The organism is Flavobacterium sp. (assembly GCF_046296355.1).
Taxonomy (GTDB): domain Bacteria; phylum Bacteroidota; class Bacteroidia; order Flavobacteriales; family Flavobacteriaceae; genus Flavobacterium.
The window spans coordinates 29,527-41,406 of record NZ_JBKBLM010000008.1; the positions used below are offsets into that span (position 1 = coordinate 29,527).

Annotated in this window: 11 protein-coding genes; 10 read left to right on the plus strand and 1 reads right to left on the minus strand. The window is 37.6% G+C overall.

The window, feature by feature from the left end; all coding sequences use genetic code 11:
- Positions 1-27 precede the first annotated feature (27 nt).
- The 10 genes from ACK4HO_RS05510 to ACK4HO_RS05555 all read left to right on the plus strand — a co-directional run bounded on the left by ACK4HO_RS05510 (position 28) and on the right by ACK4HO_RS05555 (position 11,242).
- Complete coding sequence (locus ACK4HO_RS05510; protein ID WP_409663699.1) at positions 28-1,164, plus strand: N-acetylmuramoyl-L-alanine amidase; 1,137 nt, start codon at positions 28-30, stop codon at positions 1,162-1,164.
- A 36-nt stretch (positions 1,165-1,200) separates the two neighbouring features.
- A complete protein-coding gene (locus ACK4HO_RS05515; RefSeq protein WP_409663702.1) occupies positions 1,201-2,367 on the plus strand; it encodes an N-acetylmuramoyl-L-alanine amidase in 1,167 nt (388 codons plus the stop codon).
- A gap of 51 nt (positions 2,368-2,418) precedes the next feature.
- The gene (locus ACK4HO_RS05520; protein WP_409663705.1) at positions 2,419-3,375 is read left to right on the plus strand and encodes an MlaD family protein; all 957 of its coding nucleotides are present in this window, start codon (positions 2,419-2,421) and stop codon (positions 3,373-3,375) included.
- 11 nt (positions 3,376-3,386) lie between these two features.
- Positions 3,387-4,694: a 4Fe-4S dicluster domain-containing protein gene (locus tag ACK4HO_RS05525; protein WP_409663708.1), complete on the plus strand. Its 1,308-nt coding sequence runs from the start codon at positions 3,387-3,389 to the stop codon at positions 4,692-4,694.
- A 79-nt stretch (positions 4,695-4,773) separates the two neighbouring features.
- A complete protein-coding gene (locus tag ACK4HO_RS05530; RefSeq protein WP_171222504.1) occupies positions 4,774-5,220 on the plus strand; it encodes a phosphoheptose isomerase in 447 nt (148 codons plus the stop codon).
- A gap of 70 nt (positions 5,221-5,290) precedes the next feature.
- Positions 5,291-6,082, plus strand: a complete 792-nt coding sequence (locus tag ACK4HO_RS05535) for a (Fe-S)-binding protein (RefSeq protein WP_409663711.1) — start codon at positions 5,291-5,293, stop codon at positions 6,080-6,082.
- Positions 6,083-6,122: 40 nt separating this feature from the next.
- Positions 6,123-6,605, plus strand: coding sequence for an ABC transporter ATPase (locus ACK4HO_RS05540; RefSeq protein WP_409663714.1), 483 nt, complete (start codon positions 6,123-6,125; stop codon positions 6,603-6,605).
- Positions 6,606-6,617: 12 nt separating this feature from the next.
- Positions 6,618-9,620, plus strand: a complete 3,003-nt coding sequence (locus ACK4HO_RS05545) for a glycoside hydrolase family 3 N-terminal domain-containing protein (RefSeq protein ID WP_409663717.1) — start codon at positions 6,618-6,620, stop codon at positions 9,618-9,620.
- 66 nt (positions 9,621-9,686) lie between these two features.
- Positions 9,687-10,820 (plus strand): N-acetyl-alpha-D-glucosaminyl L-malate synthase BshA, encoded by a 1,134-nt coding sequence (gene bshA / locus ACK4HO_RS05550; RefSeq protein ID WP_409663720.1) that lies wholly within the window; start codon positions 9,687-9,689, stop codon positions 10,818-10,820.
- Positions 10,817-11,242 (plus strand): hypothetical protein, encoded by a 426-nt coding sequence (locus ACK4HO_RS05555; RefSeq protein WP_409663723.1) that lies wholly within the window; start codon positions 10,817-10,819, stop codon positions 11,240-11,242. The genes bshA and ACK4HO_RS05555 overlap by 4 nt, the downstream gene beginning before the upstream one ends.
- Positions 11,243-11,291: 49 nt before the next feature.
- On the opposite strand, the gene ACK4HO_RS05560 is transcribed toward ACK4HO_RS05555, so the two are convergent.
- Entirely contained in the window at positions 11,292-11,783 is a 492-nt protein-coding gene (locus ACK4HO_RS05560) for a hypothetical protein (protein WP_409663725.1), read from the minus strand.
- Positions 11,784-11,880: the final 97 nt, after the last annotated feature.

Genomic DNA, 11,880 nt, shown 5'->3' on the forward strand with positions numbered 1-11,880 from the left:
TTTAATTAAAATTAACTTTTGAAGTCGATGGGTTTTCAAAAAAATATAAAAGGGTATTTTTCAATACTGATGTTGTTGAGTGTTTTGACTGTTTTCGGGCAAGGCAAAAACAATAAGTTCGTTGTGGTTTTAGATGCCGGTCACGGCGGAAAAGATCCGGGTAATTCCTATCACGGTTTTGTTGAGAAAGAAATTGCCTTGAAAACAACTTTAATAGTTGGTGAAATTCTTGAAAAAGAAAAGGATTTTGAAGTGGTTTACACCCGCAAAAACGATACGTTTATTGAATTGGTTAACCGCCCTAAAGTGGCTAATAAAATCAATGCCCATTTATTTGTTTCTATTCATTGTAATTCGGTTTCCAATCAAACGCCTTCAGGAACAGAGACTTTTGTAATGGGATTGTCGCGAAGCGATATGAATTTGGAAGTGGCCAAAAGTGAGAACTCAGTAATTTTATTGGAAGACAATTACAAAACGACTTACCAAGGTTTTGATCCCAAAAAGCCGGAAACCTTGTTGGGTTTAGAAATGAAAAAAGAAGAGAATTTAAGCAGTAGTATTGAATTGGCCTCTGCTATTCAGGATAATTTCACCCACAATTTGAGTCGAAAATCACGAGGCATAAAGCAACAACCTTTATGGGTTTTAGATGCGGCCGTAATGCCCGGAGTCTTAATAGAATTAGGCTTTTTATCCAATAAAGAAGAGGGCGAATTTTTAAATTCAGAGGAAGGACAGCACAAAATGGCCAAGCAAATAGCCAAAGCGATTTTAAAATACAAAAGAGAATATTTTGACGGCGCCATCATTAAAGAAGAAACCGAGTTTCCTGAGGATTCTATCAGACCAGCTGATAAACCTTTGGCACAAACACCGGTAATCTCAAAGCCCGAAGAAATCCAAATGGCTCCGGCTGTTGAAGGTTCCTACAAAATACAATTATTTGCCAGTTCCAAAAAAAGAGAGTTGACTTCTCCCGATTTTAAAGGGTTAAAAATGATAAGCTATACTTTTGAGAATAATTTATACAAATATTTCTATGGCAATGCCACTGATTTAGAAGGTGCCAAAAGAATGAATGAAGAGGCCAAAAGACATGGGTTTAAAGACGCCTTTATTGTAACAACCTTAGGAGGAAAAACCTCTGCCGTAAAAATTTAAAAAGATTAAATGTATATTTTGAAATTGATAAAACAAATGAAAGGAATCACGTTCGTAGGTACGATTTTATTATTTATTTCTAATTTAACCTTTGCCCAATCTGGTCAAAAGTTTAAAGTAGCACTCGATGCCGGTCACGGAGACCATGATTATGGTGCTGTTTATAATGGACACATCGAAAAAAAAATAGCTTTGGCTGTGGTGCTTAAAGTAGGTAAGATTTTAGAAAGCAAACCCGGAGTAGAAGTAATTTACACCAGAAAGAATGACACTTTTGTAGATTTAATAGAACGCGCTAACATAGCCAACAGAGCCGATGCGAGTATATTTGTTTCTATTCACTGTAACGCCAATAAAAATTCGGCAGCTTGTGGTTCGGAGACTTATGTAATGGGTATGTCAAAAAATGCTTCCAATTTAGAAGCAGCCAAAAAAGAGAATGAGGTAATTACGATGGAGAAAGATTACCAACAAAAATACAAAGGCTACGATCCAAAATCGCCAGAGAGTATTATTGGTTTAACCATGATGCAAGAAGAGTATTTGGATAGTAGCATTGCCTTGGCCGGTAAAATTCAGAATCATTTTATTGATGATTTAAAAGTAAAAAGTCGTGGCGTGAAACAAGCACCTTTTATGGTTTTGCATAAAGCTTACATGCCGAGAGTTTTGATAGAAATGGGTTTTATTTCCAATCCGGAAGAAGGCGCAAGACTTGATTCTGAAGCAGGACAACAAGGCGCAGCAGAAGCCATTGCAGAAGCTATTCTCAGTTACAAAAAAGAATTTTACGGAACCGGAGAAGCCGATGATGTTAAACCTTCACAAAGAGTTGAAACGATAAAAGTGATTGATTCACAAGCCACAAAACCAGTCGTTAAAAGTTCTGAAGTGAAAAAGACTGAGCCTAAAACAACACCAAAACCGGAAGCAGTTGTAAGTACTGGAGTGGCTACATTCAAAGTACAGCTTTCGGCCAGTGGCAAGAAATTAGAGCTTACACCAAGTAATTTCAAAGGATTAAACAATATTTCCATGTCGAGCGAAGGCACACTTTACAAATACATGTATGGTGAAACCTCGAGCTATGACGAAGCCAAAAGATTATTAGCCGAAGCTAAAGCCAAAGGATTTTCATCTGCCTTTGTCATTGCCTTTAAAAACGGTAAAAAAGTTTCGGTACAAGAAGCATTAAAGCAATAATTACAAGGAGTTTTAGTATTTTATTTTAACTTTGCCAAAAAACAATCAGCATTGAAAATTACCAGAGAAATTAAGACTGCAATTTTAGTAATTGCCTCTATTTTATTGTTCATTTGGGGCTATAGCTTCTTAAAAGGAAGAGACTTATTGTCAAGCTACAATAAATACTACGTCAAATACAGCAATGTAGACGGATTAACTTCGTCTTCGCCGGTGGTCATCAACGGTTTGGTGGTAGGAAAAGTAAATTCTATTGAATTGCAAAAAGACTGGACTTCATTAGTAGAATTGCAAATCAACGGAGATTTTAAAATCCCAAAAAACAGTGTGGCCGAATTGTATTCTCCCGGACCAATCGGCGGAAAGCAAATCGCTATTTTACCCAATGCAGAAACCCAAGAAATAGCCGTTTCAGGTGATTTTTTCAAGTCTTCTAACAAACTGGGTTTAACAGAAGAAGTTTCCAATCAAATAAAACCTATCAAAGAAAAATTAGATAAAGTTTTGCAAAACGCCAACACGATGTTGGTCAATGTGAATCAGGTTTTGGATGAAAAGACCAAGCAAAATTTAAGAAGCAGTTTAGAGAACTTAAACGCCACCTTGGCCGAATTTAAAGAAGCTTCTACCAGCGTAAATCAAATGTTGGCAGAGAACAAAGGGAAAATTTCTTCAACGATGTCAAATTTCGATAAGGCATCGGGTAATTTAAAGACCATGTCTGATTCTTTGGCCAAAGCCAATATCGGACAAACCGTTAAAAATCTTGAGAAGACACTAGCCAGCGTTGATAAAATCATGGCCGACATGGAAGCCGGTAAAGGTACTTTAGGCAAATTAGCCAAAGACGATGCGCTTTATACTAATTTTGCCAAAAGCTCCAAAGAATTGGAACTACTATTACAAGATTTGCGTTTGAACCCAACAAGATATGTAAATGTTTCGTTGTTCGGAAAGAAAAACAAACCGTATAAAGCTCCCGCAAACGACACCATCAATAAAAAGTAAAAATCTAAGCCATGATGTATATTGACAACATACTTTTTGCCATCATTATCCTTGCGGGTATTGGTTTTTTTGCCAAAAACGTAAAGAAGCTCACGCGCAATATCAATTTGGGACAAGAGGTTAATCGTTCAGACAATCCTTCAGCACGCTGGAAAAATATGGCAATGATTGCTTTAGGTCAATCTAAAATGGTGAAAAGACCAATCGCCGGATTTTTGCATATCATAGTTTACGTTGGTTTCGTAATCATCAACTTAGAAGTTTTAGAAATCATCATTGACGGATTATTCGGAACACACCGAATCTTCTCGTTTTTAGGCGGATTCTATGGTATTTTAATCGGTTCGTTTGAAGTTTTAGCGGTATTGGTTTTAGTAGCGGTTGTCGCATTTTGGATTCGCAGAAACGTAATCAAACTCAAAAGATTCGCGAGTTCCGATTTAAAAGGCGCACCCAAGAAAGATGCCGATACCATTTTGTATTTCGAAATCGTATTGATGTCGTTGTTCTTAATCATGAATGCCTTCGATTTGAAGTTTCAGGATATGAATTCCGGAAATATCATTTCGCAATTTTTAGTGCCTTCGCCGGATACTTTTTCGTTAGAAGCGGTTATCATTATTGAAAGAGCAGCTTGGTGGTTTCACATCATAGGGATTTTAATTTTCTTGAACTATCTATATTATTCTAAACATTTGCATATTTTATTAGCATTCCCAAATACGTATTTCGCCGATTTGAATGCCAAAGGTAAATTTGACAATTTAGAAAGTGTTACCAATGAAGTAAAACTGATGATGGATCCGAATGCCGATCCGTTTGCGGCCCAACCGGTAGATGAGAATGCGGTGCCGATCAAATTCGGTGCTTCGGATGTGCAGGATTTGAATTGGGTGCAATTGCTCAATGCTTATACTTGTACAGAATGTGGTCGTTGTACCTCTTCTTGTCCAGCCAACCAAACCGGAAAGAAATTATCCCCACGTAAAATCATGATGGATACACGTGATAGAATGGAAGAAGTGGGCAAAAATATCGATGCCAATAAAGGAGTTTTTGTTCCGGATAATAAGTCGTTGTTAAATGATTATATCACACCCGAAGAACTTTGGGCCTGTACTTCTTGTAACGCTTGTGTGGAAGAATGTCCGGTAAACATCAGTCCATTATCAATCATCATGGACATGAGAAGGTATTTGGTAATGGAACAAAGTGCGGCACCACAATCGTTAAATGCTATGATGACCAATATTGAAAATAATGGTGCGCCATGGCAATACAACCAACAAGACCGATTAAACTGGAAAGACGAAAATTAATTATAACCTGATAAATTCTCATAATTGTGAGGCTTGAGGATTTGTCGAATGAATTTGAAACACTATAAAAAGTAAAAAAATGAAAGCGGAAGACATTGAAAAAAAACTGCAAAGCATCACAGAAAACGGGCAACATTTAAGTCCGATTTTACCGGAAGGAATCAAAAATTATTTAATCGACATTGACGGAACAATTTGTGATGATATTCCAAATGAAGAGCCTGAAAGAATGTTAACTGCAGAGGTTTATCCGGATGCATTAATTACCTTAAATAAATGGTATGATGAAGGGCATATTATATTCTTTTTCACTTCAAGAACCGAAGCACACAGAGAATATACCGAACGTTGGTTAAAACAACACGGATTTAAATACCACGGAATGGTAATGGGAAAACCACGTGGCGGCAATTACCACTGGATTGATAATCACTTGGTGAAAGCTACGCGTTACAGAGGAAAGTTCACCGATTTGGTAGACAAAGAAGTAACCATTCAAGTGTTCGACGACGAGCACCATGAGTAATATCAAATATTAGATTTTAGATATTAAATTTTAAATATTTAATATCTAATATCATAAATTTAAAATTTATATGTCAGAAGTATTAAACGTGCCAACTATGGCAGAAATGATGGCTCAAGGCAAACAACCCGAAGTATTATTTTGGGTTGGCTGCGCCGGTAGTTTTGATGACAGAGCAAAGAAAATTACCAAAGCATTTGTGCGTATTTTAAATCGTGCCAATGTCGAGTTTGCCGTTTTGGGAACCGAAGAAAGCTGTACAGGTGATCCGGCGAAACGTGCCGGGAATGAGTTTTTGTTCCAAATGCAAGCCATGATGAACATCGAGGTTTTGAATGCTTATGAAGCTAAAAAAATCGTAACGGCTTGTCCTCATTGTTTTAATACTTTAAAAAATGAATACCCTGAATTGGGCGGAACTTACGAAGTAGTTCACCATACAGAGTTTTTAAAATCACTTTTAGATTCAGGTCGATTAACTATTGAAGGCGGACAGTTTAAAGGCAAAAGAATCACTTTCCATGACCCATGTTATTTGGGTCGTGCCAATAATATTTACGAAGCGCCAAGAAATTTAATCCAAAAATTAGATGCCGAATTGGTCGAAATGAAACGTTCTCGTGCCAATGGTTTGTGTTGCGGTGCCGGTGGTGCGCAAATGTTCAAAGATGCCGAACCGGGAAACAAAGAGGTAAACATTGAAAGAACCGAAGACGCATTAGAAACCCAACCCGAAATCATAGCAGCCGGTTGTCCGTTCTGTAACACGATGATGACTGATGGTGTTAAAGCCAAAGAACAAGAAGCCAATGTTAAAGTAATGGACGTAGCCGAATTAATCGCCAATGCCCAAGATTTATAATTCATAATTTATAATTCATAATTTATAATTCGTAATTCCTATGTACGTTCCTTTTGAAAATTTACCCGAAGATTCCAAAATTTGGATTTACCCATCCAATCGCAAATTTTCAGACGACGAAATGATCGAAATCGAAAATGACTTAAAAGCGTTTATCGAAAATTGGTCGGCTCACGGAACCGGTCTGGAGGCTTCTTATCTTTTAAAGTACAACCGATTTATAATTTTGGCCGTCAATCAGGAAGTGCAACAAGCAACGGGTTGTTCTATTGATTCCTCGGTATCTTTTATCCAAAGTTTGGAACAAAAATACGGAGTCGATTTGCTCGATAAAATGAATGTTACGTTCAAAAACGGCGAACACATCGCCCACAAAACCTTAATCGATTTCAAACGAATGGCCAAAGAAAAAGCAGTTACTGCCAATACCATAGTTTTTAATAATTTGGTTAATTCTATCGAAGAGTTCAACGATAATTGGGAAGTTCCTGCAGGTGAGAGCTGGCACAGTCGTTTCTTTTAATCTCCATTTTTGATGAAGCAGTTTTTGTTCAGAATAGGTTTATTCATAGCACTCTTATTCTTGGTAGCGAATTGTTCGAGTACCAAGAATAAAAAGAGCGTCGTAAACTTGAGCAAAGTCGGCATTGAAGACGAAGAAATCTATATTCCGCACATCAAATCCGAACGAAAAAACTTTTTCCCCGAGACGGAAGCAGAAACCCTTTGGGTAGATAGCATTTACAACCAAATGACTTTTAACGAAAAAGTAGGCCAACTATTTATGGTGGCAGCTTATTCCAACAAAGATGCGGCTCATGTAGCTGAAATAGAAAAGTTGGTCAGTGAATACAAAATCGGTGGTTTGATTTTCTTTCAAGGCGGACCCAAAAGACAATCGCGTTTGACCAATAAATACCAAGCTTTATCCAAAGTACCATTGTTCATCGGAATTGATGCCGAATGGGGAATGAGCATGCGTTTGGATTCTACTTTTCGCTATCCTTTTAACATGACGCTTGGCGCTATTCGCGATTTGAAATTGGTGGAGAAAGTGGGTGTGGCTATGGCCAATGAAAGCAAAAGAATGGGTGTGCACTTCAATTTTGCACCCGTTTTAGATATCAATACCAATCCTAAAAATCCCATTATCGGATATCGTTCTTTTGGGGAAAATAAAGTCAATGTAACTGAACACGCCATTGCTTTTATGAAAGGTGTACAAAGGCAAGGCATTTTCTCTACCGGAAAACACTTTCCGGGTCATGGCGATACTTCAACCGATTCTCATCACGCTTTGCCGGTGGTTAACGCTTCATTGGAACATATAGAAAAAGTAGAATTGTATCCCTACAAAAGAATGTTTGACGAAGGTTTGGTGTCTGTAATGGTAGCGCATTTGAATGTGCCGAGTTTGGAACCGAGAGAAGGTTATCCTACGTCTATTTCGCAACCGGTTGTAACCAATTTATTGAAAAACGATCTCGGTTTTGACGGTTTGATTTTTACTGATGCTTTAAATATGAAAGGCGCGAGTAATTTCAAAAAGCCCGGCGATATCGACTTAGAAGCGTTTTTAGCCGGAAATGATATTTTGCTTTTTGCCGAAAATGTACCGTTAGCCGTAGAAAAAATCTGTGTGGCTTATCAGGAAGGACAAATTTCAGAAAGCCGTTTGGCCGAATCAGTAAAGAAGATTTTGCGTTACAAATTCAAAGCCGGTTTGAATAAATACGAACCTGTTGAAGAAATTAATTTGTTTCATGATTTGAATCCGAAATCCAATCTGAGTTTGCAATATGAGCTGTATGAAAATGCGATTACAGTGGTTAAAAATCAGGACGCTATTTTACCGATTAAAAATCTGAACCAAAAAATTGCTTATATAAAACTGGGTGACGACAGCAATAGTTCTTTCGTTAGTACCCTAAAAAAATATACTGAAGTCAACGAAGTTTTTGACGCCAATTTAGATTCGTTACTAACTAAATTAACCGATTATGAAACGGTTATCATTGGTTACCACAAATCAGATAAAACATGGTGGAAATCACCAGAATTGACTGCTTCAGAACTACAATTGATTGATTCGATTGCGGTTAAAAAGAAAGTCATCATCGATTGTTTTGCCAAACCGTATTCTTTGTCTAAGATTGCGAATTTTGAAGCTATTGAGGGCGTGATAGTCTCTTATCAAAATGGCGATGTGGCTCAGGAAGTTTCAGCCGAATTGATTTTTGGTGCTGTTGTTTCCAAAGGAAAGCTTCCCGTTTCTATCAATGGCTCTTTTAGTGCCGGTGATGGTTTGTTTACCGAAAAATTGAATCGTTTGGGTTTTACCACACCCGAAAACGTAGGCATGAGTTCGGAAAAATTGAACCAAATTGAAAAGTTAGCCTATAAAGCCATTGATGGTAAAATGGCACCGGGCATGCAGGTTTTGGTCGCTCGAAAAGGCAAAGTGATTTACCAGAAATCTTTTGGTCACCAAACCTATGACAACCAAATTAAAATAAAGAATTCCGATTTGTATGACGTGGCTTCTTTGACCAAAATGGTAGCCACTTTGCCCAACGTGATGCAATTATATGACACTCAAAAAGTGACTTTGGAAACTAATTTGGGTGAAATGTTGCCCCTGTTTATAGGTTCCAATAAACAACCGATTACTTTCAAAGAGCTGTTGTCACACTATGGCAGAATGCAAGCATGGATTCCGTTTTACAAAGCCACTGTTGATTCGACTAAACAACCCATGGAGAAATATTATCGAAAAGTGTTTACTGAAGGTTTTACCAAAAGAGTTTCCGATAGTTTGTACCTGCGCGATGATTACCATGATACTATCATGAAGCAAATCATCAACAGTCCGCTCATTGACAAAAAAGAATACAAGTACAGCGATTTTACGTTTATTATCCTCAAAAAATATTTGGAAAAAGTTACCGGAAAATCATTGGACCAACTCACTTATGACAATTTCTACAAAACGCTAGGGATGAACAATACGTTGTACAATCCTCTTTCAAAGTTTGACAAAAGTGTTATTGTACCGACTGAAATCGATACCTATTTCCGTCATGACACCATTCAAGGATATGTACACGATATGGAAGCTGCTATGGAAGGTGGCGTTGCCGGTCATGCAGGTATTTTTTCAAATGCTTTGGATGTGGCCAAAATGATGCAACTGTACCTTCAAAAAGGGAATTATGGCGGCGTACAGTATTTTTCACCAGAGACCTTTAATATTTTCAATACTTGCTGGTTTTGTCCACAGGGTAACCGTCGTGGTTTAGGCTTTGACAAACCGCAAATCAGTGGTGGCGGCCCAACTTGCGGTTGTGTATCAATGTCGAGTTTTGGGCATACCGGTTTTACGGGAACCATTGCTTGGGCTGATCCTGAGACCGAGATTGTTTATGTGTTTTTATCCAATAGAACTTTCCCGGATTCTAATTTGCCCAACACCTTATCGAAAGAAAACATCCGCGAAGACATTCAGAAAGCGGTTCAGGAAGCGATTCTTGAGAAGTAATCTTTAACTCTTTTTTACCATATAGCGTTTGTATTTTCCTTAATTTCGTGATACGAAAAATACAATATGAAAATTGCAATTGTTTGTTATCCTACTTTTGGAGGTTCCGGTGTAGTAGCCACAGAACTCGGACTCGAATTGGCCCATCGCGGTCACGAAATCCATTTTATTACCTACCGACAACCGGTGCGTTTGGCACTTTTGAATCCCAATGTACATTACCACGAAGTAAACGTTCCCGAATATCCGTTGTTTCATTACCAACCATATGAATTGGCTTTATCGAGTAAGTTGGTAGACATGGTGAAGCTTTATAAAATTGAATTGTTGCATGTGCATTATGCTATTCCGCATGCTTATGCCGGTTACATGGCCAAGCAAATGTTGAAAGATGAAGGCATTATTATTCCGATGGTCACGACACTACATGGAACGGACATTACTTTGGTGGGAAATCATCCGTTTTATAAACCGGCGGTGAGTTTTAGTATCAACAAATCAGATGTTGTGACTTCAGTTTCACAAAGCTTAAAAGACGATACTTATAACTTGTTCAATATCAAGAAAGAAATTCATGTGATTCCGAATTTTATTGAACTGGACAAACACAGAAATGAGAATTTAATTTCGTGTCAGCGCTCGGTAATGGCTCAAAAAGAAGAACGTATCGTGACCCACATTAGTAATTTCAGAAGGGTAAAACGCATTCCGGATATTATCAAAATTTTCTATAAAATCCAGCAGAAAATCCCTGCCAAGTTAATGATGGTAGGTGATGGTCCCGAAAAGGCGAGAGCGGAGCAATTGTGTAACGAATTGGGCATACAAGACAAAGTGATTTTCTTTGGCAACAGCAATGAGATTGACCAAATTTTATCTTTTTCTGATTTGTTTTTATTGCCTTCAGAAACCGAAAGTTTCGGGTTGGCCGCTTTGGAAGCCATGGCCTGGAGTGTTCCTGTAATCTCAAGTAATTCAGGTGGTTTACCTGAAGTAAATTTTGACGGTATTTCGGGATATTTAAGCGATGTGGGTGATGTTGACAGTATGGCTGAAAATGCTTTGAAAATACTTGCCAATGATGAAACACTCCAAGAATTCAGAGAAAACGCCTTGAATGTAGCCAAACAATTTGACATCAAAAACATCCTTCCGCTTTATGAAAATTTGTATATTCAAGCCATAAACAATACCAAATGAGAAAAGCAATCCCGCTACTTTTAGTTTTATTTTTAGCTTCTTGTTCGTCTAAAAAAGATGTGGCTGTCAAACCATTATATGAAGTGCTAACAACCAATGATGATGGCGGTGCCAACATTAAGTTTTATGAAATATTAACCGAGCCAAAGGAAATCATGATGCTGCTTGGTGATGAAACGTTACGTAAAAAAATCAAAAAAGAAGACACTACAAATAGTAGCTTTATCATTTTAAATTCGGGACCTACAAAGGAAAGTTACAATCGTATTAAGGTGGAAAGAGTGGTGGAGACCGAAACCAACATTGAAGTCTATGTCAAAGACACTCAAAAAAGTACCGAACCTGATTTAGCCGATGATAGCATAATATTTCCATATACGATTATCAAAATCAATTCTAAGAAACCAATTTTGTTTAAATAAAAAATCCCACCGATTAAGGTGGGATTTTTTTATGTTATAGGTTATAAGATTACCATCTGTAACGGATACCTAAGGCGATGTCCGGACCAAAACTGTCTTCTCTGTAATCTTCAGAGTTTAAATAGAATTCAGGTCTGAAATCCAATGACAATTGAATAGGAGCTTCTTTAAAGTTATATTCTATACCTAAATCTGCAGCCGCAAGAATGATTGTTCCACTATCGCTAAAACCGCCTTGGTCATAACTCCAGCTTCCTACACCACCACCAAGACCGGCGTACCAGTTGAAACCACCGTCTATGTTCCAAACCCACTGGTACAAACCAACTAATTTGAATGCATCAACATTTTTGCTGTTTCTCCAACCTAAGTCTAATTCTAAACGGTTGTTTTTTGATAAACCTCTTTGGTAAGATACTTCACCACCAAAACCGTCATTGTCACCTAAACGCAGTCCTAATGCATTTTTCGAAATGTCTTGAGCTTGTGTGCTGAATGCTAATCCTACTAGCATAATGGCACTTAGAAATAATTTTTTCATAATTCTTGAATTAATTTTTGTTTTTGTTAAATAATAAAATCGAAATTGTAGTAACAATTCTACTAAAACAAAGGTAAAGCAATAATTTGTTAAGGGT